The 22,203-nt window shown below is 66.8% G+C and carries 21 protein-coding genes; 2 read left to right on the forward strand and 19 right to left on the reverse strand.

The features are described from left to right. Nucleotides 1-11 precede the first annotated feature (11 nt). Entirely contained in the window at nt 12-1,532 is a 1,521-nt protein-coding gene (locus ACFPQ5_RS11635) for a S41 family peptidase (RefSeq protein WP_379755291.1), read from the reverse strand. 145 nt (nt 1,533-1,677) lie between these two features. Here ACFPQ5_RS11635 and ACFPQ5_RS11640 point away from each other — a divergent pair, with 145 nt between their 5' ends. Then, nucleotides 1,678-2,652 (forward strand): HDOD domain-containing protein, encoded by a 975-nt coding sequence (locus ACFPQ5_RS11640; protein WP_379755294.1) that lies wholly within the window; start codon nt 1,678-1,680, stop codon nt 2,650-2,652. Nucleotides 2,653-2,766: 114 nt separating this feature from the next. Here the strand turns inward: ACFPQ5_RS11640 and fdhD are convergent, their stop codons facing one another. Together fdhD and ACFPQ5_RS11650 are read right to left on the reverse strand one after the other, a co-directional pair. Further along, nucleotides 2,767-3,621 (reverse strand): formate dehydrogenase accessory sulfurtransferase FdhD, encoded by an 855-nt coding sequence (gene fdhD, locus ACFPQ5_RS11645; protein ID WP_379755297.1) that lies wholly within the window; start codon nt 3,619-3,621, stop codon nt 2,767-2,769. Then, complete coding sequence (locus ACFPQ5_RS11650) at nt 3,618-5,933, reverse strand: FdhF/YdeP family oxidoreductase (RefSeq protein WP_379755300.1); 2,316 nt, start codon at nt 5,931-5,933, stop codon at nt 3,618-3,620. Before ACFPQ5_RS11650 ends, fdhD begins: the two co-directional genes overlap by 4 nt. A gap of 127 nt (nt 5,934-6,060) precedes the next feature. Between ACFPQ5_RS11650 and ACFPQ5_RS11655 the strand changes: the two genes are divergently transcribed. Continuing rightward, nucleotides 6,061-6,888, forward strand: coding sequence for a metallophosphoesterase (locus tag ACFPQ5_RS11655; protein ID WP_379755303.1), 828 nt, complete (start codon nt 6,061-6,063; stop codon nt 6,886-6,888). 4 nt (nt 6,889-6,892) lie between these two features. Here the strand turns inward: ACFPQ5_RS11655 and ACFPQ5_RS11660 are convergent, their stop codons facing one another. From ACFPQ5_RS11660 to frr, 16 genes are all read right to left on the reverse strand, one after another. Next, nucleotides 6,893-7,480, reverse strand: a complete 588-nt coding sequence (locus tag ACFPQ5_RS11660; protein ID WP_379755306.1) for a DUF6151 family protein — start codon at nt 7,478-7,480, stop codon at nt 6,893-6,895. Continuing rightward, nucleotides 7,477-7,980: a hypothetical protein gene (locus tag ACFPQ5_RS11665; protein WP_379755309.1), complete on the reverse strand. Its 504-nt coding sequence runs from the start codon at nt 7,978-7,980 to the stop codon at nt 7,477-7,479. The genes ACFPQ5_RS11660 and ACFPQ5_RS11665 overlap by 4 nt, the downstream gene beginning before the upstream one ends. 13 nt (nt 7,981-7,993) lie before the next feature. Beyond that, entirely contained in the window at nt 7,994-9,190 is a 1,197-nt protein-coding gene (locus ACFPQ5_RS11670) for an EAL domain-containing response regulator (protein WP_379755312.1), read from the reverse strand. Nucleotides 9,191-9,249: 59 nt separating this feature from the next. Then, nucleotides 9,250-10,032: a TrmH family RNA methyltransferase gene (locus ACFPQ5_RS11675; protein ID WP_379755315.1), complete on the reverse strand. Its 783-nt coding sequence runs from the start codon at nt 10,030-10,032 to the stop codon at nt 9,250-9,252. Next, the gene (gene rnhB / locus ACFPQ5_RS11680) at nt 10,029-10,697 is read right to left on the reverse strand and encodes a ribonuclease HII (protein WP_379755318.1); all 669 of its coding nucleotides are present in this window, start codon (nt 10,695-10,697) and stop codon (nt 10,029-10,031) included. Before rnhB ends, ACFPQ5_RS11675 begins: the two co-directional genes overlap by 4 nt. A 116-nt stretch (nt 10,698-10,813) precedes the next feature. Continuing rightward, nucleotides 10,814-11,947 (reverse strand): lipid-A-disaccharide synthase, encoded by a 1,134-nt coding sequence (gene lpxB / locus ACFPQ5_RS11685; RefSeq protein WP_379755321.1) that lies wholly within the window; start codon nt 11,945-11,947, stop codon nt 10,814-10,816. A gap of 1 nt (nt 11,948) precedes the next feature. Next, on the reverse strand, nt 11,949-12,737 hold the full coding sequence (gene lpxA / locus ACFPQ5_RS11690; RefSeq protein ID WP_379755324.1) for an acyl-ACP--UDP-N-acetylglucosamine O-acyltransferase: 789 nt from the start codon (nt 12,735-12,737) through the stop codon (nt 11,949-11,951). Continuing rightward, complete coding sequence (gene fabZ / locus ACFPQ5_RS11695) at nt 12,738-13,217, reverse strand: 3-hydroxyacyl-ACP dehydratase FabZ (protein WP_379755327.1); 480 nt, start codon at nt 13,215-13,217, stop codon at nt 12,738-12,740. After that, nucleotides 13,210-14,286 (reverse strand): UDP-3-O-(3-hydroxymyristoyl)glucosamine N-acyltransferase, encoded by a 1,077-nt coding sequence (gene lpxD, locus ACFPQ5_RS11700; protein WP_379755330.1) that lies wholly within the window; start codon nt 14,284-14,286, stop codon nt 13,210-13,212. Before lpxD ends, fabZ begins: the two co-directional genes overlap by 8 nt. Nucleotides 14,287-14,288: 2 nt before the next feature. Then, entirely contained in the window at nt 14,289-14,804 is a 516-nt protein-coding gene (locus tag ACFPQ5_RS11705) for an OmpH/Skp family outer membrane protein (RefSeq protein ID WP_379755333.1), read from the reverse strand. A 41-nt stretch (nt 14,805-14,845) separates the two neighbouring features. Then, nucleotides 14,846-17,182: an outer membrane protein assembly factor BamA gene (bamA, locus tag ACFPQ5_RS11710; protein ID WP_379755336.1), complete on the reverse strand. Its 2,337-nt coding sequence runs from the start codon at nt 17,180-17,182 to the stop codon at nt 14,846-14,848. Nucleotides 17,183-17,357: 175 nt separating this feature from the next. Further along, nucleotides 17,358-18,695 (reverse strand): RIP metalloprotease RseP, encoded by a 1,338-nt coding sequence (gene rseP, locus ACFPQ5_RS11715; RefSeq protein WP_379755339.1) that lies wholly within the window; start codon nt 18,693-18,695, stop codon nt 17,358-17,360. 4 nt (nt 18,696-18,699) lie between these two features. After that, nucleotides 18,700-19,875, reverse strand: a complete 1,176-nt coding sequence (gene ispC / locus ACFPQ5_RS11720) for a 1-deoxy-D-xylulose-5-phosphate reductoisomerase (protein WP_379755342.1) — start codon at nt 19,873-19,875, stop codon at nt 18,700-18,702. An 11-nt stretch (nt 19,876-19,886) separates the two neighbouring features. Beyond that, nucleotides 19,887-20,720, reverse strand: coding sequence for a phosphatidate cytidylyltransferase (locus ACFPQ5_RS11725; RefSeq protein WP_379755345.1), 834 nt, complete (start codon nt 20,718-20,720; stop codon nt 19,887-19,889). Further along, nucleotides 20,720-21,478, reverse strand: a complete 759-nt coding sequence (gene uppS, locus ACFPQ5_RS11730; RefSeq protein ID WP_136221390.1) for a polyprenyl diphosphate synthase — start codon at nt 21,476-21,478, stop codon at nt 20,720-20,722. The genes ACFPQ5_RS11725 and uppS overlap by 1 nt, the downstream gene beginning before the upstream one ends. Nucleotides 21,479-21,610: 132 nt before the next feature. Continuing rightward, on the reverse strand, nt 21,611-22,171 hold the full coding sequence (frr, locus tag ACFPQ5_RS11735) for a ribosome recycling factor (RefSeq protein WP_379755348.1): 561 nt from the start codon (nt 22,169-22,171) through the stop codon (nt 21,611-21,613). Nucleotides 22,172-22,203: the final 32 nt, after the last annotated feature.

Genomic DNA, 22,203 nt, shown 5'->3' on the forward strand with positions numbered 1-22,203 from the left:
GGCTTACCTCGTCATCGATCGGTGTTGGAAAGGGCTTGTGCATGGGCCCGGCGCTGCGCCAGGTCCCGTTCGACCGTCTCGAGCAGCGTCTCGCTCGACCAGACCAGGTCGCGCACTTCGATCGCCGCCGGATAGAACTGGCCGTTGGCGCGGCCGCGGTTCACGTACATCTTGTTCGGGACCATCACCCGCGCCAGCTTCGATGCGAGCGGGTGGCGCCGCACTTCCATGTAGGTCGAGTCGGCGGAACTGGGCGCGCCGATCAGGGTCGTGTTCGGGAAGCGGGTGAAGGCGTCGAGGGCGTCGAGGCAGGAACTGGCGCAGTCGCCCGGCACGACCACGTACACGGGCCTGGTGAACGGCGGCGTGGCATCGGGCGCCGCGGCTACGGATGCGCTTGCGTCCTTCTTCTGCACGTAGTAGGGCTCGCCCCGCGCCAGCGCGGCGCGCATGCCCGCTGCCTGCTCGCGGGCCCAGGCGGCCTGCCCCGGCTGCCCCTGCCGGGCGAGCACCTGCACGATCAAATCGACATAGTCGGTGTTGGCAGGCGAAGCGCGCCACCAGACCTCGGAGCGTGCGGAAAAATCGGCCAGCGCACGGTCGACGCGCTCGCGGCCCCACAGGGCACGCGCGAAATCGTGGCTCCAGGCCGAGTTGCCGCCGCCGTTCTTGCGCAGGTCGATCACGACCGCGTCCAGCGCCAGCCAGCGCGCGCGGTTTTCCGCGGCATCGCGGGTCATGGCACGGTAGGCACTGCGTTCGGCCTCGTTCGGGTGGAAGGTCGGCATCGCCACCCAGACCAGCTTCGGACGCGGCTCACTCATGCCGACCGGGTGCACGTCGAGGCTCTCGCTCTCCTGGCGCCAGCGCCGCGCCTCGGCATCGAACGGGCGCCAGGCCAGGGTGTGCTCGAAGGCCTTGCCCTGCCCCTCGAAACGGCAGCGCTGCGGCAATGCTACAAAAGGATTATGGGTATCGACGAACAGGCGCGGCGCTTCGGTCCACCACTGCCCCGCCTCCTCGACCCGGCCGCCGAACGCGAACACGTTCTCGCGGATCAGCTGTTCGCCCGGCCTGCCGTCGCAGCCGAGCAGCTTGCTGCCGACCGGCGGTTCGCCGGGACGGGAAGCGTACACGTACAGCGCATCGCCGCGCCAGGCGCTCACGAAACCGGGCCAGCGCGGCGGCGGCAGCGCCGCCTCGTCGATCATCACCCGCATCCCCGCATGACCGTCGCCGATACGCGCATTGAAGGCCTCGACGGCGGCAACATAGCCGGCCGCATCCTCTACCCGCGCGGCCAGCGCCAGTCCGTGGCGCCGTGCGTCCTCGATCCGCGCCAGGAAGGACGGGTTGGTGGGATCGTGCGCGCCCGGATGGTTCTCACGCGTGACCTGCACGGCCGCTTCGATGTCGCCCCGGGCAGCGGCACGCCAGGAGTCGGGCGTGGCCGGCAGGGTCGGGCCGGCGGCAAAGGCGGCGCCGGCAGCCAGGCCGGCCAGGCAGGACACGAAGCGCGGGAAGCTGGGCACGGATACTCAGTGACGAATATTGAAAGATTGCAAGAATACCATCCGGCGCCGCCCTGTAAAGTCATCAATTGTCACCGGCGCGTTCCGTCCGCGCCGCGGCGCCTCATGTAAAATCCTGCGGTGGCATTCAACGTGGGCAGCGGGTATGGGTTGGTTCGGTAAATCGAAAGGCGGGGCGGACGCCCCCAAGGCGGCAGCGGCCGTGCCGGCGCCGGTGCAGGACGCGCCCGATCCCGCCACCGCGCGCGAGCTCGACCTCGCCTGGTACCGCTGGCTGGCGGCCGCGCCGCCGCCGCGCGCGCCGGCCCTCATCGAAGGCCGCATCCTCGAGGAACTGGCCGGCCTGGCGCAGGCGCCCGTGGCCGGCGCGGCCCTGGTGCCGCGCGTGCCGGACATCATTCCGCAACTGATGCGCACCCTGCAGGCCGAGGATATGAACGCGGCCGAGCTCTCGCGCCAGCTGAGCCAGGACACCCTGCTGGTGGCCGAGGTCTACCGCGAGGCGAACCGGCCGGCCTACCTGCCGCGCTACCACTCCGGCCCGCCCATCAACAGCATCCAGTCCGCGATCATGCTGCTCGGCCAGAACGGCATGCGCATGCTGCTGGCGCGCGTGGCCTTCCGTCCCATCGTCAGCATGCAGAGCGGCGTGCTGGCGCGCCGCGTCGCGCCGGTGGTCTGGCGCCAGTCCGAAAAGGCCGCGCTGGCCGCCAGCCTGCTCGCGCCGGGCCTGCGCGCGAACGCCTTCGACGCCTATCTCGCCGGGCTGATGGAAAACGTCGGGCTGGTGGTGGCCTTCCGCCTGCTCGACCAGATCTGCGGCGACCAGGCGCTGCCCTGGTCGGAAGAATTCGTGGACGGACTGTTCCGGCATGCGCGCGCGCTGTCGGCGCGGATTGCGGCGCTGTGGGAGTTTCCGGAGGCGGTGGCCGCAGCGATCGGGGCCGCCGGCAGCCCGGATTCGGCGTCGCTGGCGCAGGCGCTGGCGCTCGGCGACCGTCTGGCCAAGCTGCGCATGCTGGTCGATGGTGCGCAGTTTGCACCGGACGATCCCTTTGTCACCGATGGCTTGAGCGAACAGGCGCTAACAGTGTTCGACAAATTACAGGACGAAGAATAACGTAGGGTGGGCACTCCGTGCCCACGCGGTGCAAGGTATGCATGTCGAAACGCAAGTTCAGTCGGCGCGGCACGCATAAGTACGACCGCGTGGGCTCGGAGAGCCCACCCTACGTTATGCCGCCGCCAAAGATCGTAACCGCTCCGGGTGGCTATACACGACGTGTCTCCCACCGCGCACAAAGCCGGCCAGCGTCAGCCCGGCCCCTTCCGCCATCTCCACTGCCAGCGCCGTCGGCGCCGAGATCGCCGCCAACAGCCCGATGCCGGCGCGCGCCGCCTTCTGCACCATCTCGAAACTGGCGCGGCTGGTGACCACCGCGAAGCCCGCATTCACGTCCGTTCCCGAACGTGCCAGCGCGCCGACCAGCTTGTCGAGCGCGTTGTGGCGGCCGACGTCTTCGCGCACGCACGCCAGGCTGCCGTCGCGCCCGGCCCAGCCGGCGGCATGCACGGCGCCGGTGGCCTGGTGCAAGGTCTGGCGCGCGGCCAGCTCGCCCATCGCCCGGTGCAGCGCGGCGGCCTCGAATGGCAACTGCGACGGCCGCGCCAGGCACGGGTCGGGCGTACACGCGTCCTGATCGAAGTACTCGAGGCTGTCCACGCCGCACAGGCCGCAGCCGGTCTTGCCCAGGCGCGCCATGCGCGTGCCCTTCAGGCGCGCCATCGCGCCGGAGGCGATGCGCAGCTCGACGGCGATGCCGCGCTCCGTGTACTCGACCTCGATGTCGTAGACGTCGCGCGCGCTGCGCACGATGCGTTCGCCCAGGGTAAAGCCGAGCGCGAAGTCTTCCAGGTCGAGCGGCGAAGCCAGCATCACCGCGTGGTTGACGCCGTTGTAGCTGAAGGCGACCGGCACTTCCTCGGCCACCAGTTCGCTGTCCTCTTCCACACCCGCCGGCGTGCAGCGGCTGGCCGGCAGGCGCCGCGTGGCCTCGGGCGCTTCGAGGAAGGGTTCGACGGCGTTCATTGCGCGCCCCCGCTCAGTTGCCCACTTCGCTCGATCCGCACGTCGATCGCCTTCGCGGCCGGCACCTTGCTGTCCTTGGCGTGGTGCCAGAGCGGGATCAGCGGATTACATTCGGGGTAGTAGCCGGCGATGGTCCCCGGCGGAATATCGTAGGGCACCAGCACCAGGCCCTCGACCCGGCGCACGACGCCGTCCTCGGCCGCGCAGCTGAGGGTCACGGCATCGCCCGGCGCCAACGCGCGCGTGGCCATGTCGGCGCGGTGCATGAACAGCACCATGCGGCTGCCGTACACGCCCCTGAAGCGGTCGTCGCGGCTGTAGATGGTGGTGTTGAACTGGCCGTCGCTGCGCACCGTGAACAGGCGCAGCGTGTTTTCCCGCGGCTGCAGGTCGGGGTCGCCGGCGAGCGCCTCGGGCACGCCGAACTGCGCCTTGCCGCTCTCGGTCTTCCAGACCCGGTGCGCGGCGCCGACGGGTTTACGGAAACCGCCCGGGGTCCACATGCGCGCATTGAAGTCGTGGAAGATGTCCGGGTAGGTCTCGGCGATCGCTTCGCGGATGCGGCCGTAGTCGGCCACCCAGGCATCCCAGTCCAGCTTCGGATTCGGGTCCAGCGTCGCCTTGGCGATGCCGGCGACGATGGCCGGTTCGGACAGCAGCGTGTGGGCAGCCGGCTCCGCCATCCCGCGCGAACCGTGGATGCAGGCCGTGCTGTCCTCGACCGTGACGGACTGCTCTCCGCCCGCCTGGCGGTCCACTTCGATCCGCCCCAGGCAAGGCAGGACGTAGGATGCCTTGCCGTGGACGATGTGGTTGCGGTTCAGTTTCGTCGCGATCTGCACGGTGAGCGGGATCTCGCGCCAGGCCGCTTCCATCAGCACGGTCTCGGGCACGGCGCGCAGGAAGTTCCCGCCAAGCCCGACAAAGGCCGGCACCTTGCGCGCCAGGATCGCCTCGCAGGCCTCGACCGTGTTCATGCCCTTTTCCCGCGGCGGCTCGAAGCCGTACTGCTCCTTCAGTTTATCCAGCGGCGCCAGCTCGGGCTTTTCGGTGATGCCGACCGTGCGCTGGCCCTGCACGTTCGAGTGCCCGCGCACCGGGCAGACGCCGGCCCCGGGCTTGCCGATGTTCCCGCGCAGGAGCAGCAGGTTGACGATCATTTCCACGTTCTGCACGCCGTTGCGGTGCTGGGTCAGGCCCATGCCGTACACGCCCAGCACGGCGCCGGCGCGCGCATACACCGCGCCCGCGCTTTCCAGCGCCGCCCGCGTGAGGCCCGACTCGCGCTCGATCGCGCTCCATTCGCAGGCGCGCACGGAAGCTTCGAATTCGGCGAAGCCGTGGGTGTGCTCCATGATGAAGACGGTATCGAGCACGCGCGGTTCTCCGGCCGCGACGGCCGCGTCGTCGAGCGCGAAGACCGTCTTGCACAGGCCCATGATGGCCGCCGTGTCGCCGCCCGGTTTCACCTGCAGGTAGTCGGTGCTGATGACGGTTTCGTGCCTGGTCAGCATCTCGACCGGGGACTGGGGGTTGGTGAAGCTGACCAGCCCGCGCTCGCGCAGCGGATTGAAGGTGACGATGGGGACGCCGCGGCGGCGCGCCTCCTGCAGCTGGTGCAGCATGCGCGGGCTGTTCACGCCGACGTTCTGGCCGAAGAAGAAGATGCAGTCGGTCTGCGCGAAGTCGTCCAGCACCACGGTACCGACGCCGTCGCCGATGCTCTTCTGCAGTCCCACCGAGGTGCTCTCGTGGCACATGTTCGAGCTGTCGGGCAGGTTGTTGTTGCCGTACATGCGCGCCAGCAGGCTGTACATGTAGGAGGTCTCGAGCGAAGCCCGGCCCGAGCTGTAGAACACGACCTGCTCGCGCTCCATGGCGCGCAGCGCCGCGCCGATCTCGGCGAAGGCCGTGTCCCAGCCGACCGGCCGGTATTTGTCGCTGGCCGCGTCCCAGCGCAGCGGCACGGTCAGCCGCCCCAGGTCTTCCAGCTCGTGGTCGCCCCAGGCTTCCAGCTCGGTCACGGTATGACGCTCGAAGAACGCGGGCTCGAGACGCTTGCTGGTGGTTTCCCATGCCGTGGCCTTGGCACCGCTTTCGCAGAATTCGAAGGGATGCGGGTTGGCCGGCTTGGCCCAGGCGCAGCTGACGCAGGCGTAGCCGTCGGGCTTGTTCTGCCTGGCCAGCAGCGGAGCGTCCTTCAGCGCCGTGCGCTGGTCGAACAGGATATGCGCCACCTCGCCCACCGAGCCCCAGCCGCCGGCCGGCATGTTCGCCGGCTTGACGCGCAGATTGTCCGAGTCCTTGCTCATATTGCCCCCTTGCTGGTCAATGCTGCACCGTAGCCCGGGCACCGCCCGGGTTCTGTGCGCTTGCGCACCCTTGCCGCGCATCGGGCGTACGCTACGGGACGGAGCCGGGTCAGGCTATACTGCCGCCATGCGCATACAGCTGTTTTCCGACCTCCACCTCGAACGCTATCCGGCCTTCCAGCCCGCGCTGGCGCCCGATGCCGACGTCATCGTCCTCGCCGGCGACATCGGTTCCTACCAGGGCGGCTCGCGCCTGACGAGCACCGACTTCGGCCTGGAGCGATTCTCCCCTGCCCTCGGGATGACCGGCGCCCGGGTGCTCTACGTGCCGGGCAACCACGAATACGACGGCCTCGACTTCGACGAGACGCACGCGCGCCTGCGCGCCACCTGCGAACGTCTCGGCATTACCTGGCTGGACCGCGAGACGGTGCTCATCGGCCATGTGCGTTTTGTGGGCAGCACCCTGTGGGCCGACTTCGACGCCCTCGCCGGCGGACACGAATTGACGCGGCAGCTGCAGCTGCGCGAGAAGGCCTTCCGCGCCGCGAATTTTTATCTCAACAAGAACACCACCCTGCGCGGCGGCGAACCGGTGCTGGCCGAGGGCTGGCGCGCCATGGCGCTCGACTGCCAGGCCTGGCTGCGGTCGGCATTGGCCGCACCCTTCGACGGCGTCACGGTCGCCGTCACCCACTTCGCGCCCAGCCTGAAAAGCGCCGACCCGCGCTACGGCGTCACGCCCGGCACCGCGGGCTTCTGCAATGCGCTCGACGCGCTGCTGCCGCTGGCCGACGTGTGGATGCACGGGCACCTGCACTGCATGAACGATTACGTGGTCTCGGGCGTGGAAGGTGGCCGATCCTGGTCCTGCCGCGTGGTGGCGAACCCGCTGGGTTACCTCAGCAAGGGCGAGCAGGAGAGCTTCCGGCCGGAGCTGGTGATCGAGCTCTGACCCCTCAAGGCGTGACGGCGGCGCGCTCCTCGCGGCTCAGGACGCGCGGGGTCCGCACCGGCGCGCCTGCGGCGTCGAAGAAGGGATTCTCGCGCCAGCCGCCGCCGATGCGCGCCCCGACCAGCATGGCGCCAAGCCTGGGCACTGCGCGCAGCACGGCGAAAGGCGTCGCCTTCACGGGCGCCCGCGCCGACTCGGTATTCGCCGTCATGCGCCCGCTGCCCAGCTGGCGGTCCAGCTCTTCGGGCGTCGCGGCCAGGCAGGTGCGCACCAGGCCGAGATAGGAGGCTTTCGGCGTGCGCGGCGTGTTCCCGACCGGCGTATTGCAGCAGGACGCATACCAGCGGTAGATCCCCTTCGGGCTGAGCGACATGCAGGCCAGGTGCTCGAGTCCTTTGGTGAAGCGCAGGCCGGACGGCAGCATCGCCTCGACCTCGGTGCCGCCGGCGCTGTCGAGGACATCGCCTTCCGCTTTCAGGAAGCGCGCAAAGGCCTGGCAATCCTTGCAATAGCAAACGGCGCGCGCTTTCACGCGCGATGCATCGACCTCTCCTTCCAGCTTGCCGCAGCGGCAGCGCAACTGAATCGTCATCGTTCCTCCGTTCCTTGTTTGAGATGCTGCTTGGAGCCGGTCTGCGGCGGCGCGCCGATCCACTCGCGGATGGCTGCTACCGCGCTCGCATTTTCCTCCAGTGTCAGCAGCACCGGCACATGACGCATGCCGGCACGCCGCAGGAAGAGGATAATTCCCCGAAAATCGTCCCCTTCATCCGAGGCCTCGGCCCGCTCGATCTCGCTCCATCCATAATGTGCAATCCTGCCGGCCGGGTCGTCGCCCTCGATATGATGGACTCCTGCGCTGTCGAGCCAGCAGCAGCGGAAACAGACGCGAACCGGAGCAGCACGCAGCAAGTATGCATACATGCAGATCCCGGCGCCGGCGCCGGCCGCGCCGACAGGCAAGGCAGCGGCGCTGCGCCAGCACAGCATCGCCAGTACGCCGCCAACCACAAGAACGAGCGCCCAGAAATACAGGCCATCTATCCGCCTGGAGGACGCTGCTTCCCTTTCGAACGCAAGCTCGGCCGGCATCGTCGGGCGCCGGTCAGAAGAAGTGGCGCCAATCCTCGAGCCAGCCCGGGAAGGCCGTGGCTTCCATCGGATTGGCGATGTGATAGCCCTGCGCATAGGTGCAGCCCAGCCCTTGCAGGAAATCCCAGTCCTGGCGCGTCTCCACGCCCACCGCGACCGACATCCGGTCCAGGCTGTGCGCGAGGCTGAGGCAGGAGCGCAGCACGGTGCCGAGCGGGCGCCGTTTCGAGGCGCCGTCGACGAAGCTGCGGTCGATCTTCAGCTCGGTGAAGGGAATGCGCGCCAGCAGCTGCAGGTTGGAGCGGCCGGTGCCGTAATCGTCGATGGCGAGGCCGAAACCCATCATGCGCAGGCGTACCAGGCGTTCGATGAAGTTCGGGTCGGTGTTCAGCACCGAGGATTCCGGCATTTCGAAGGTGATGTAGTCCGGCAGGACCGCGTGGCGGCCGAGCACGGCGCCGATCTGGCGCAGGAAGGCCGGGTGCGCGATGGTCTCGGGCGCCAGGTTGATCGAGATCGAGATTGGCGTGCCCTGGTCGTGGAACCAGCGGCAGCGTTCGACCGACAGCTCTATCATGCTCCAGTCGAGGAAGTCGATGCGGTTGTTCTGCTCGAGCGCGTCGATGAAGGCCGAGGGGCCGAGCAGGCCGTGCTCGGGATGGCGCCAGCGGGCGAAGGTTTCGAGGCCCTTCACCTGGCCGGTGGCGAGCTCGATCTTCGGCTGGAAGAAGGGTTCGAACTGGCGTTTCTGCAGGCCGGTGCCGATCTCGGCGAAGGAGAAGCGCGGCGTGCTGTCGGCTTCCGGGTGCGCGGGCGGCGGCGCGTAGTTGTCGAGCAGGGGTTTGAGTTTGGCGGCGGTGACCGGCTTGGAGATGGAGCCGAGCAGATCGATGCCGTAGACCTGGGCCAGGGTCTCGACCGAGAACAGCAGATTGGCCGGCTGGGCGCCGGTGACGATCAGGCTGATGCCCGAATCCAGGCTGGCCAGGTTGCGGATCAGTTCCAGCCCGTCCATGCCAGGCAGCGCCAGGTCGACGATGGCCACGTGCACGCGGGGCGTGAAGCCGGCCTGGAAGGTGCGCAGCGCCATGTGCCCGTCGGGCACCTCGGTGACGCGGCTGGCGCCGAGGCGGCCCAGCATCTCGACCAGCCCGGCGCGCTGGGCGCTGTCGCCTTCGGCTACCAGAAAATGCAAATGCGCGATGTCCATCTCTGCTGCTCCACGGGTTCGTTAGCCGGAGCTTACCTTACCGCCCCCACCGCCGTCTATTATCCCCGCTGGCGCAGCTGTTCGAAGAAGCAGACCGCGGCGGCGGCGGCCACGTTCAGCGACTCGACCTGGCCGGCGTGCGGGATCACCACCTGGTGCGTGGCGCGCGACATCAGCTCGTCCGCCACGCCCTGCCCTTCGTGGCCGAGCAGCCAGGCGACCGGGCCGCGCAGGTCGACCTCGTACAGCTTTTGCTCGGCATAGCCGCTCATCGCCAGCACCGGGATGCTTGACGCGTCGATCAGCGCCGCGAGGTCGGCGTTCTCGAAGATCTCGAGCACGAAATGGGCGCCCATGGCCGCGCGCAGCACCTTGGGCGACCAGCAGAAGGCGGTGCCGGGGCTGCAGAACACTTGCGTGATGCCGGCCGCGCCGGCGCTGCGCAGGATCGAGCCGACGTTGCCCGGATCCTGCACGCCGTCGAGCAGGACGGCGGACACCGTCAGGCTCGAAGGCTGGGCGGCGCCCGGGGTCTCGACCAGGAACAGCAGGTTGACGCCGTGCTCGACCTGGCTCAGGGCGCCGAACAGCGCGTCCGGCACGCTTGTGACGTGGGCGCGCAGGCCTTCGCAGCGGGCCACGATCTCCGCCACTTCGGGATTGTGCAGGGCTTCTTCCGAGACCACGCAGTGCGCAGGGGCGCCGCGCAGGTCCAGCCAGGACTGGCACAGGTGGACGCCGTCGAGCAGCGTGCGGCCGGCCTTGCGCCGCGCCTGCGAGCTCGATGCCAGCTTGACGAGGTCCTTGTAGAAGGGATTGTCGCGCGAACTGATTGTCTTCATGCGCAGGCCACCGCGTCGATGGCCTGCGCGAACAGCTCGACCTGCAGCAGGCTGCGCACCGGCGCGAAGGAGCGGCGGTGCACCGGCGACGGGCCGTGCAGGCGCAGGCGCTCCAAATGCAGCGCGGTCGAGTAGCCCTTGTGCTGGTCGAAGCAGTATTCGGGATACAGCGCGTGCAGGCGCACCAGCTCGGCGTCGCGCGCGGTCTTGGCCAGGATCGAGGCGGCCGAGATCGCGTGGCACTTGTCGTCGCCCTCGATCACGGCGTGGGCGCGGATCTCCATCGGCGGGCAGCGGTTGCCGTCGATCAGGGCGATGGTCGGCACCGTTTGCAGCGCTTCCACGGCGCGGCGCATGGCCAGCATGGTAGCGTGCAGGATGTTCAACGTGTCGATTTCCTCGCAGCTGGCCTGACAAATGGCCCAGGCCAGCGCGTTCTCGCGGATCTGCGGCGCCAGCTCGTCGCGGCGCGCTTCGGTCAGCTTCTTCGAGTCGCGCAGGCCGTCGATCGGACGCTTCGGGTCGAGGATGACGGCGGCGGCGAATACCGGGCCGGCCAGCGGGCCGCGGCCGGCCTCGTCGACGCCGCAGACGATGTCGAGGTCGGTGAAGGGGCGCAGGCGGGGCGGCAGGCCGGGGTAGAAGTTGACGCGTTTTTTGCTCATGGTGCTTGTTTGTTTGATTCGATGGTTCCGAGAAACGCGTTTCGATTGGGACGCGTTGTACCGCGTGGGCATGGAATGCCCACCCTACGTAGGGTGGGCACTCCGTGCCCACGCGGTTACGGGCGGATGATCCGCAGCACGGCCTCGGCACTCAGCGCGCCGCTGTCGCGCAGGAGGCTATGATGCATCTCCGTGAAGCGCGCCGCAAGCCGCTCGCGTCCCGGCGCGTCATTCAGTTGCTTCCACACCGCATCGGCCATCGCCTCGGGCGTGGCGGCGTGCTGCAGCAGTTCCGGCACCAGGAATTCGCGCGCCAGGATGTTCGGCAGGCCGATCCAGGGCTGGTAACCCATGTGGCGCATGATTTCCCAGGACGCGCGCATGACTTTATAGGCGATCACCATCGGCTTCTTGAACAGCGCCACTTCCAGCGTCGCCGTGCCCGAGGCCACCAGCACCGCGTCGGCGGCGGCGATCGCCGTGTGCGAGTTGTCGACCAGCCGCACGTGAATGTCCTGCAAACCCGCTTTGGCGATGATGTCGTTAAAGTAAACGCGCTGCTTCTCGCCCGCCATCGGCACCACAAACTGGAGGCCGGGATCGCGTTTTGCAAGCAGCCCGGCCGCGCGCACGAAGGGCTCGGCCAGGTATTTCAGTTCGCCCATGCGGCTGCCGGGCATCACGGTCACCACGCGCGCATCGGGCGCGAGGCCGAGCGATGCGCGGGCGGCGGCCACGTCGGGCACCAGCGGAATCGTCTCCGCCAGCGGATGGCCGATATAGGTCACCGGCACGCCGGCATCCTGGTAGATTTTTTCCTCAAAAGGGAAGATCACCAGCATGTGCGACACCGCGCGCTGGATCTTCTTGATGCGCCCGCCCCGCCAGGCCCAGATCTGCGGCCCCACGAAGTGCACGGTCGGGATGCCGGCGGCGCGCAGCTGCTCTTCCAGGCCGAGGTTGAAGCCCGGGTAGTCGGCGCCGATGAAGGCGGCCGGCCGCTCCTGCAATAAGCGATCCCGCAGGCGGTTCTGGATGCCCTTGATCTCGCGGTAGCGCGGGATGACCTCGAACAGGCCGCGCACGGTGAGCGTTTCCATAGGCACGTCGGAGACGAGGCCCTGCTCGATCATGCGCGGGCCGCCGATGCCGTGGAAGCGCGCGTTGGGGAGATGGGGCCGCAGCCCGGCCAGCAGGCGGGCGGCGAGCATGTCGCCGGACACCTCGCCGGCGACGAGTGCGAGGTTCACTTCAGCGGACGATGCCACGGGTGGCGATGCCGAGGAAGTCGCGCATCGCGCGGATGCCGTCGGCCGCTTCGGGCAGCCTTGCCTCGTCCTCGGCCAGCGCGGCCTTGGCCTCTTCCAGCGTCAGGTTTTCGCGGTAGATGTGCTTGTAGGCGGCGCGGATGCCGTCGATCTGCGGGCGGGTGAAACCGCGGCGCTTGAGGCCCTCGATGTTCACGCCGCGCGCGCCGGCCGGATTGCCCGACACGAGCACGAAGGGCGGCACGTCCTGGGTCAGACTCGTGTACATGCCGATGAAGGCATGGGCGCCGATCTTGCAGAACTGGTGCACGCCGGCGTAGCCGGACAGGATGGCGTGGTCGCCCACGTGGACGTGGCCGGCCAGCTGCGCATTGTTCGAGAAGATCGTGTGGCTGCCGACCTGGCAGTCGTGCGCCAGGTGAACGTAGGCCGAGATCCAGTTGTCGTCGCCCAGGCGGGTGACGCCCTCGTCCTGGGTGGTGCCCAGGTTGAAGGTGACGAATTCGCGGATGGTGTTGCCGTTGCCGATTTCGAGGCGGGTCGGCTCGCCCTTCCACTTCTTGTCCTGCGGCGCGGCGCCGATGGACCCGAACTGGAAGAATTTGTTGTCCTTGCCGATCGTCGTATGGCCTTCGATGACCACGTGCGGACCCACCACCGTGCCGGCGTCGATGCGCACGTTGGGGCCGATGATCGAATACGGGCCGACCTCGACCGAGCTGTCCAGCTCGGCCTTCGGATCGACGATCGCGCTAGGATGAATCTTGCTCATTTACTGCCCCGTGCTGTTTTCGTTTGCGCGGATGGTGCACATCAGTTCACCTTCCACGGCGACCTTGCCGTCCACGCTGGCGGTCGCCTTGTATTTCCAGATACCGCGCGCCACGCGCAGGATCTCGACGTCCATCACCAGCTGGTCGCCGGGACCGACCGGACGCTTGAAGCGCGCGTTGTCGATGCCGACGAAATAGACGACCGAATTCTCGTCCGGCTTCACGTCCATCGTCATGAACGAGAGGATCGCGGCGGTCTGCGCCATCGCCTCGATCATCAGCACGCCCGGCATCACCGGCTGGTGCGGGAAGTGGCCGTTGAAGAATTCTTCGTTGACGGTCACGTTCTTGATCGCAGTGATGCGCTTGCCGACCTCGACGTCGAGCACGCGGTCGACCAGCAGCAGCGGATAGCGGTGCGGCAGGTATTCCTTGATCTCGTTGATGCCGAGGGTACGCTTGGCTTGGGTATCAGTCATGTTGTTCACTAATCGTTTTAATTGTTTTCTCGAGTGCGCGGATCTTGTCGCGCATCGAATTCAGGTTGCGCACGATGGCCGCCGATTTCTCCCATTCGGCGTTCTTCGCCAGCGGATAGAAGCCCGTGTACTGGCCCGGTTCGAGCACCGAGCGCGAGACCATCGAGCCCGACGAGATGTGGACGTTGTCGGCGATCTCGAGGTGGCCCAGCACCATGGCCGCGCCGCCGAAGGTGCAGCGGCTGCCGATCTTGGCGCTGCCGGCGACGCCGACGCAGCCGGCCATGGCGGTGTGCTTGCCGATGTGGCAGTTGTGGCCGATCTGGATCTGGTTGTCCAGCTTGACGCCGTCCTCGATCACGGTGTCGGCCAGGGCGCCGCGGTCGATCGAGGTGTTCGAGCCGATGTCGACGTCGTCGCCGATCACCACGCGCCCGGTTTGCGGAATCTTGATGTACGCGCCGGCTTCCATGGCGAAGCCGAAGCCGTCGCCGCCGATCACCGCGCCCGAGTGGACGATGCCGCGCGCGCCGATGACGCACTTGCGATGGAAGGTGACGTTGGCGAAGAAGTGCGTGCCCTCCCCGACGACGGCGTCCTTGCCGATGAAGCAGCCGTGATCGATGACCGCGCCGGCTTTCACCACTGCGCCGGCTTCGATGGTGACATGCGGGCCGATATGCGCCGTCGGGTCGATCTCGGCCGACGGCTCAACCACCGCGCTCGGATGGATGCCCGGCAGCGGCGCCGCTTCTTCCAGCGACACGAAGTACTGCGCGGCGCGGGCGAAATAGGCGTAGGGATTGGTGGTGACGATGCGCGCGCCCGTGTAGGTGGCGGCGACCGAGGGGTCGTCCAGCGGCGACAGGATCAGCGCCGCGGCCTCGCTTTGCGCCGCCAGGGCGCGCAGCTTGCTGTTGCTGAGGAAGCTGATCTGGGTGGGACCTGCGCTGTCGAGCGGCGCGATCGAGGCGACCACCAGGTCGGGGTCGCCCGTCAGCTGGCCGCCGAAACGCTCGACCAGGTCGCCGAGGCGCACGCCCGGCCGGGTTTGTTGACGTTGTTCCAAAATTACTTGTCCAGCAGTTTCAGGATGCGGTCGGTGATGTCGATGCGCGGGCTCGACCACGCCGCTTCCTGCAGCACGGCGTCGAGCTTTTCCTGCTCGGCGATCTGTTCGATCAGTTTATAGGCCTTGGTGGCGATGGCGGCGCGCTCTTCGCTCTTCCTCTGCATGAGGTCTTCGGTGAACTCGCGGTTCATGCGCTGCACGTCCTTCTCCATGTCGAACAGTTCGCGCGCACGGCGGGTGCGCTCGATGTCGGTCAGGCGCGGCGCGTCGGCGTCGAACTTCTCGCTCATCTGCCGGAACTTGGCCATCAGCTCTTCGTTCGTCTTCTGGCGCTTCGAAAACTCGGCTTGGATCTTGGCGTCGGCCGCCTTGGCCATTTTCGATTCGGTCATCAGGCGCTCGGTCGTCACGAAGCCGATCCGGCTCGGCGCCGTCTGCGCCGTCGCCAGCGGAGCGGCGCACAGGGCTGCCAGCATCAGGACGGTGGGCAGCGTGGCTATCGGATTTTTCAACATAATTCTCCGCGATGAAAGGGTAAGTGCCGATGAAGGCGCGGTCAGAAGCCCGTGCCCATCTGGAACTGGAAGCGCTCGAGCTGGTCGCCCGGTTTCGCGTTCAAAGGCTTAGCATAACTCAAGCGCAGCGGGCCGACCGGCGAAATCCAGGACAGGCCGATACCGGCCGAGTAGCGCAGCTCGCCCAGGAAGATCTTCGACTTCTCCTGGTAGACCTGGCCGCCGTCGGCGAAGGTGAACCAGCGCAGGGTGCGGTCCTTGGTGTTGCCCGGGAACGGGAACTGCAGTTCGACGTTGCCGATGATGCGCTTGGAGCCGCCGATGGCGTCGCCGTAGACCGGATCGACCACGCCCAGGGTCGAGCTCTCGTAGCCGCGCACCGAACCGATGCCGCCCGCATAGAAGTTCTTGAATACCGGGTAGGAGCTGCCGCCGATGCCCTTGCCGTAATCGAGTTCGCCGCGCAGGGCCAGCGTCATCCAGGTGGTCAGCGGACGGTACCACTGGTGTTCGTAGATGACGCGGAAGTACTTGGCGTCGCCGATCGCGTCGACTTCGAGGTTGGCGCGCTGGTAGCGGCCGATGCTCGGGGTCAGCGCGCTGTCGCGGCTGTCGCGGCCCCAGGCCACGGTCAGCGGGATCGAGATGCTCTTGCCGGTACCGATGCCGTTTTCCGGGCCGCCGTTCTGGGCCACGAAGTTGCGGTACAGGGCCGGGCTGGTGGCGTCGGTTTCGAGCGAGGTGCGCTCGAGGCCCGCGCCGAAGTAGACGGTGTCGGTTTCCGAGAACGGCACGCCGAAGGTCAGGTTGCCGCCGGTCTGGCGCACCGTGTAGGAGCCGATGTTCGACAGCGGCGGACGGGTCGTGCGCAGGTAGAGCTGGAAGGCGCGCGAGATGCCGTCGTCGGTGAAGTACGGATTGCTGTTCGAGAACGCGATCGTGCGGCTGTACTTCGAAGTGTTCAGATCGATGCCGACGGTCTGGCCCGAGCCGGCGAAGTTCGCCTGCTGGATCGAGGCCGTGAAGGTGAACTTCTCGGCCTGCGAGAACGAGCCGCCGACGGTGAAGTTACCGGTCGGGCGCTCTTCGACCGACAGGTTGATGTCGACCTGGTCGCTGGTGCCCGGCGACTCCGGCGTATCGACCTTCACTTCCTTGAAGTAGCCGAGGCGGTCGACGCGGTCGCGCGAGAGCTTGACCTTGTCGGCGTCGTACCACGAGCTTTCGAACTGGCGGAATTCGCGGCGGATGACTTCGTCGCGGGTGACCGTATTGCCCGAGATGTTAATGTGGCGCACGTAGGCGCGCTTGCCCGGATCGACGACGAAGGTGAAGGCGACTTCACGCTTCTCGCGATCGAGCTGCGGGTCGGCGTTGACGTTGGCGAACGCGTAGCCGAACTGGCCGAGGCGCGCGGCGATGCGCTTGTTCGACGCTTCCTGCAGCGCGCCCGAATAGGTTTTACCGGGCTGCAGCAGGATCAGCTGGCGCAGTTCTTCCTCGCGCCCGAAGGTCTCGCCTTCCAGCTTCACGCTCGAGACGGTGTACTTCTCGCCTTCGGTGACGTTGATGGTCAGGTAGATCTGCTTCTTGTCCGGCGTGATCGCCACCACCGTCGATTCGACCTGGGCTTCGAGGTAGCCGCGGTCCAGGTAGAAGGACTTGACCGCTTCGAGGTCGCCGGTCAGCTTGGTCTTCGAATACTGGTCGGCCTTCGAATACCAGGAGAACCAGCCGGAGGTCTCCAGCTGCAGCACTTCGCGCAGCTGCTTGTCGCTGAAGGTCTTGTTGCCGACGATGTTGATGCCCTTGATGCGCGCGATCTCGCCTTCGTCGACGTTGAACATGACGTTCACGCGGTTGCGTTCGATCGGGGTGATCGTGGTCGTGATCTTCACGCCGTACAGGCCGTGCGACAGGTACTGGCGCTTGAGTTCCTGCTCGGCGCGGTCGACCGCGGCCTTGTCGTAGATCTTCGCTTCGCCGACGTTGATGTCCCTCAGTGCCTTGACCAGCATGTCCTTCTCGAATTCCTTGGTGCCGGTGAAGTCGACCGTGTTGATCGCCGGGCGTTCCTCGACCAGCACCACCAGCACGCCGTTTTCTTCCTCGAGGCGGATGTCCTTGAAGAAGCCGGTGGCGTACAGGGCCTTGATCGCGGCGATGCTCTTGGCGTCGTCGAAGGTCTCGCCCACGCGTACCGGCAGATAGCTGAACACGGTGCCGGCTTCGGTGCGCTGGATGCCTTCGATGCGGATGTCCTTGACGACGAACGGATTGACGGCAAGCGCTTGGCCGGCGCACAGCGCCAGCACGGCCGCGCCGATCAGGCTGCGGCGAATGAACGGCAGGGCAAAACGATCTGGTTGTGATTTCATTGGCTAATTAGTCATTGGACAACGTACGTACATATTCTTGTTTGCCGGCGGCGAGCGCCTGACAAAACCTCCATGGCAGCGTTGCACCGTCTCGCCGTACAGTCGTACTGTCTTCGACGGTGCGCCTTGCCCTGAAGGTTTTGTCAGACGCTCTGCGCGCTGCGCGCTAATACTGCTAGAGCCGCTGCGACAGGTCATTGAAGATGGCGAGCGCCATCAGCATGAACAGCAGGGCCACCCCTGCGCGCTGCGCGAATCCCTGGATTCGCTCGGACAGGGGACGCCCGGTCAAAACTTCCAGCGAATAATACAACAAATGCCCCCCATCCAGTACTGGGATTGGTAACAGATTCATTACACCCAGGCTCACGCTGACCACCGCGATGAAGCCCAAAAAGGTCGCCAGGCCCATGCGTGCGGTCTGTCCGGCGTAGTCGGCGATCGCGATCGGACCCGTGATGTTCTTCAGCGAAGCCTGGCCCGTGACGATCTTGCCGATCATGCGGAAGGTCAGCGCCGTCATCTCCCAGGTGCGCTGCGCACCCTTGGCGATCGCTTCCAACGGGCCCGACTGCACGGTGACGCGCTCGATCGCCGGCGCCAGCTGCACGCTCGCCAGGCCCTGCCCTTTCGCGTCCTTCTGCGGCGTGAGCGGCAGCGTGATGACCTGGCCGGCCCGGCGCACCTGCAGCTGCAGCGTGCGTCCGGGCGCGGCGCGCACGGCCTGCACGAAGTCGGCGGCATGCAGGAAGGCCTTGCCGTCCGCGCCCAGCACCACGTCGCCAGCAAGCAAGCCCGCACGCGCGCCGGCGCCGCCTTCGGCCGCCTGTTCCACCTGCGCCATGCCGATCCAGACGTCCAGGCCGAGCGCGGACATCGGATCGCTGTCGGGCCCCGGCTCCTTGAAGGACGTGGCCGGAATCGTGGCCGCGTACTGGCCGCCGTCGCGCCCGCGCATGGTGAGATGGGCGTCCTGCCTGTCCACCGCCGCATGGGTGATCTGCCAGCGCAGGTCGGACCAGCTCGTCACCGCTTCCCCATTCACGGCCACAACGCTGTCGCCGCCGCGCACGCCCGCCACATAGGCCGGGGTATTCTGCGCCATCGGACGCAGCTTGGTGGCCGGCTCTTCGATGCCGTGCATGAACAGGGCCGCGAACAGGACGATCGCCAGCAGGAAGTTGGCGGTCGGGCCGGCGGCGACGATGGCGATGCGCTTCCAGACGTTCTGGCGTACGAAGTCGCGCGCCTGCTCCGCTTCGTCCTTCGGCGTCGTGTTCGGGTCGCGGCTGTCCAGCATCTGGACGTAGCCGCCCAGCGGCAGCGCGGAAAGAGCCCACTCGGTCTGGTCGGGGCCGAAGCGGCGCGACCAGACAACCTTGCCCATGCCGACCGAGAAGCGCAGCACCTTCACGCCGCAGGCGCGCGCGACCCAGTAGTGGCCGAGTTCGTGGAAGACGATGAGCGGCCCCAGCGCCAGGATGAAGGCGACCGCGGTGTAGAGGAAGCTCATGGTTTTACCTTGAGATAGAACTGACGATACTGGAAGCGGCCTCGCGGGCACGCGCATCTTGCGCCATCACGGCCTCGATGTCATGCGCGGCGCCGTGCTCGTTTTCGTCCATCACGCGCCGCACGACGCGGTCGATGTCGCGGAAACCGATGCGCTCATTGAGAAAGGCTTCGACCGCGATCTCGTTGGCCGCGTTCAGCAGGGCCGGCGCGGTACCGCCTGCACGCAGGGCGTCGAAAGCCAATGCGAGACAGGGGAAGCGTTCGAAGTCGGGTTTATAAAACTGCAGCGCGCTCATTTGCGTCAGGTCGAGCTGGGCGACGCCCGAAGCGATGCGCTCCGGGTAGGCCAGCGCGTGCGCGATCGGGGTGCGCATGTCGGGGTTGCCGAGCTGGGCCAGCACGGAACCGTCCACATACGAGACCATCGAGTGGATCACGCTTTGCGGATGGATCACGACCTCGATCAGCTCGGCCGGCGCGCCGAACAGCCAGTGCGCCTCGATCACTTCCAGGCCCTTGTTCATCATGGTCGCCGAATCGACCGAGATCTTGCGGCCCATCGACCAGTTCGGGTGCTTGCAGGCCTCCGCCGGGGTGACGCGCTCGAGGGTCTCGACGGTGCGGTGCAGGAAGGGGCCGCCCGATGCGGTCAGCAGGATCTTCGCCACGCCCGACTCGCTAGGGGTGCGCGCGTAGTCGCCAGGCAGCGACTGGAAAATCGCGTTGTGCTCGCTGTCGATGGGCAGCAGGGTCGCCTTGTGCTCGCGCACGGCGTCCATGAACAGCTGGCCCGACATGACCAGGGCTTCCTTGTTCGCCAGCAGGATTTTTTTACCCGCGCGGGCCGCGGCCAGCGCGGGCGCCAGGCCGGCGGCGCCGACGATGGCGGCCATCACGGTGTCGGTGTCCGGGCTCGATGCGATCTCGCACAGGGCCGCTTCGCCGTGGGCGACGTCGATGTCCAGGCCGTCCAGCAGGCGCGCCAGTTCGGCGGCGGCTTCAGGCGTGCCGACGACGGCGCGCTGCGGGCGGAACTGGCGGCACTGTGCGGCCAGTTCCTCGACGCGGCTATGCGCGCTGAGGGCATAGACCTGGTACTGCTCGGGATGACGCGCGAGCACGTCGAGGGTCGAGACGCCGATCGAGCCGGTGGCGCCCAGGATGGTGATGCGTTGCATTGTAAAACTCCTTACAGCCAGGCGCCGATCAAAGCCGCCAGCGGCAGTACCGGAACCAGGGCGTCGATCCGGTCGAGCACCCCGCCGTGGCCGGGCAGCAGGTTGCTGCTGTCCTTCATGCCGGCGCGGCGCTTGAGCTGGGATTCGAAGAGGTCGCCGACGATGCTGGCGGCGACGATCAGGATCAGGATGGCGTACGTGGCGGCCCAGCCGAGGCTGGCCTGCACGCGGACCGGGAAGGTGTTCGCCAACGCGTCGCCGGCGAAGACGATTACCAGCGTCGCGATCACCAGCACGGCGATGCCGCCGCCGATCGCGCCTTCCCAGGATTTACCGGGCGAGATCGACGGCGCCAGTTTGCGCTTGCCGAAGGCCTTGCCGGAAAAGTAGGCGAAGATGTCGGCGGCCCAGACGATGGCCATGACCGACAGCAGGTAGAGCGGCGAATACGAAAACAGCGTCACGATCGCCGCGAAGCAGCCGACGAGGGCCACGGCATAGGTCAGGCTCAGGAGCGTATTGGCGGTGCTGTCGAGGGCCGGCAGGCCGACTTTCAGCGAAGGCGCGAAACGCAGCGCCCACAGCAGGATGCTGATCGCGAACCAGAAGGTCTGCGAAGCGCCATTGCCGCTGAAGAAGAAGGTCCAGGCGAAGGCGGCGGTCCAGAACAGGGCCACCACGACCGCCTTGCCCGACTTGGGGTTGAACAGGCGGAAGGTTTCCCAGATCGCGGCGCCGAAGAAGGCGGTTGCCACCACCGCGAAGGCCGTGAAGTTGTTGGAATACAGGACCGGCAGCAGGACTGCCAGCAGCACGAGCGCGGTGAGGATCCGGGTCTTGAGCATCAGTTGTTATTTGTCTTGTTGGCCACTTGTTCGCCGGTGCGGCCGAAACGGCGCTCGCGGCTCTGGTAGGACGCGATCGCCGCGTCCAGCGACTCGACCGAGAAATCCGGCCAATAAGTGTCGGTGAAGTACAGCTCCGAATAGGCCAGCTGCCAGAGCAGGAAGTTCGAGATGCGCTCTTCCCCGCCGGTGCGGATGAACAGGTCGGGTTCCGGCGCATAGGCCATCGCCAGGTGCGGCGCCAGCATGTCTTCCGTGAATTCGGTCACGCCGGGGTTGGCGGCGACCATCTTGCTTGTCGCCTGCATGATGTCCCAGCGGCCGCCGTAGTTGGCGCAAACGGTGACGGTCAGGCGGGTATTGTTGGCCGTGCGGCGCTCGGCGTTCGCGATCATCTCGCGCAGCTTGGCGTCGAAGCGCGACAGGTCGCCCACGACTTTCAGCCGGATGTTATTCGCGTGCATCTTCGAGACTTCGCGCTCGAGCGCGGTGACGAACAGGCGCATCAGCAGCGAAACTTCTTCTTCCGGGCGGCGCCAGTTTTCCGAGGAAAACGCGAACAGGGTCAGGTATTCGACCCCGCGCAGCACGCAGGCCTCAACCACGCCGCGCACCGCCTCCACGCCCTTGACGTGCCCGGCCACGCGCGGCAGCAGGCGCTTGGTCGCCCAGCGGCCATTGCCGTCCATGATGACGGCGATATGGCGCGGGACGGTCGGCACATCGGGAACTACGGTCGTCGAACTCTTAAAGATCATAAATCCATTGCCATCATGGCGAATACGGGGAAAACGGTGAAAAGCGGGGCCCAGCGGATTGTGGACCGCGGGCGCCCGCTTGCTGCTTTCAATTACTTATTGTTACCAATTGAGCCAAGAAGACCCGCCATCTTACACGGTCAGGATCTCTTTTTCCTTTTCCACGACCAGCTTGTCGATGTCGGCGACGAACTTGTCGGTCAGCTTCTGGACCTCGTCCGATGCGCGGCGCTCGTCGTCTTCCGAGGCGGTCTTGTCCTTGACCATTTTCTTCAGCTGTTCGTTGGCGTCGCGGCGGATGTTGCGCACGGCGATCTTCGCATCTTCGGCTTCCGACTTGACCAGTTTCACCATTTCCTTGCGGCGCTCTTCGGTCAGCGGCGGGGTCGGCACGCGGATCATTTCGCCGAAGGACGATGGGTTCAGGCCCAGGTCGGCATCGCGGATCGCCTTTTCGACGGTAGTCAGCATCTTCTTTTCGAAGGGCTGCACGCCGATGGTCCGGGCGTCGATCAGGGTGACGTTGGCGACGCCCGTCAGGGGCGTCGGCGAGCCGTAGTATTCGACCATCACGTGGTCGAGGATGCCGGTGTGGGCGCGGCCGGTACGGACCTTGGCCAGGTCGGCCTTCAGGGTCTCGATCGACTTGTTCATGCGCTCTTGCGCATTTTTCTTCACGTCAGCTAAGGACATGCTGCTCTCCTGTTATTTACGATTTACTAGAT

The sequence above is a fragment of the Massilia suwonensis genome (genome assembly GCF_042655665.1).
GTDB classification, from domain to species: domain Bacteria; phylum Pseudomonadota; class Gammaproteobacteria; order Burkholderiales; family Burkholderiaceae_D; genus Telluria; species Telluria suwonensis.